This window comes from Campylobacter concisus (assembly GCF_002165815.1).
GTDB classification, from domain to species: Bacteria; Campylobacterota; Campylobacteria; order Campylobacterales; family Campylobacteraceae; genus Campylobacter_A; species Campylobacter_A concisus_BH.
Genome location: NZ_NDYN01000025.1, coordinates 1 through 1,115, shown reverse-complemented (window position 1 = coordinate 1,115; position 1,115 = coordinate 1). Strand labels below are relative to the sequence as shown.

Here is a 1,115-nt window from a genome sequence, read left to right as displayed (position 1 = left end):
CTTCATCCAAAAAGCCAACACCTTTGTAAATGAGATAAAAGATGGCAACTATGAAGCAAGTCTAGAAGCTGATACTAATAACCCAGCTCTAAATCAACTAAAAAGCACATTTAAAGATCTACAACTTGCTCTTAAAAATGCAATCTCAAGTAATGGCAAAGATGTACTTGATCTACTAAACACCTATAAAAACCAAGACTTTACAAAAAGACTTGATGATGATGGTAAGATAGCAAGTGGCATAAACTCTCTTGGCATAGAAATATCTAAAATGCTAAATGACAATCTAAACCAAGCTCAAGTACTAGAAGAAAAAGCTAAACTTCTAGCAAGCTCAGTATCAAAAGTAGCAAGCTCAGCAAATACTCAAGCAAATAGCTTACAAGAAAGTGCTGCTGCAGTTGAGCAAATGTCTAGCTCAATGAATGCCATCTCTCAAAAGACAGCTGATGTTATAAGACAAAGTGATGAGATCAAAAACATCATAACTATCATTAGAGATATAGCAGATCAAACAAACCTACTAGCACTTAATGCTGCAATAGAAGCAGCCAGAGCTGGAGAGCATGGTAGAGGATTTGCAGTTGTGGCTGATGAAGTTAGAAAACTAGCTGAGAGAACTCAAAAATCACTTGGTGAGATAGAAGCAAATACAAATGTATTAGCTCAATCAATAAATGAGATGAGTGAATCAATAAAAGAGCAAAGTGAAGGAATAAATATGATAAATCAATCAGTTGCTCAAATAGATAATCTAACAAAAGAAAACGTGGTAATTGCTAACCAAGCAAATGAAGTAACATCAGAAGTAGATGAGATGGCTAAAGCCATAGTTGAAGAGGTTAGGAAGAAGAGGTTTTAACTTCTTAATAAACAAACTTAAATTTGTTTAATGAAAAACTACTGAATTTAATAAACTCCAACCTGGTTTAGGCTGGGTTGGGGGGGGGTGATCTTTTAAATTTAATCTTTGGTGTCGTTTATAAAATCTAAATTCAACTTACAAAAATATCTACCAAATTTTAAAATTTCATGAACGAGTAATTTCGGCTCTAAAATTTGAGCTAAGCGATAAGCGAAGCCAAATTTTAGTAGTCAATTCTTGCGAGTGAATG

1 protein-coding gene is annotated in these 1,115 nt (G+C 34.0%); it reads left to right on the top strand.

Annotated features, from left to right (window positions below):
* On the top strand, window positions 1–862 hold an 862-nt coding region (locus B9N65_RS10760), incomplete at its 5' end, for a methyl-accepting chemotaxis protein (protein ID WP_257640060.1).
* Between the last annotated feature and the right edge of the window lie 253 nt (window positions 863–1,115).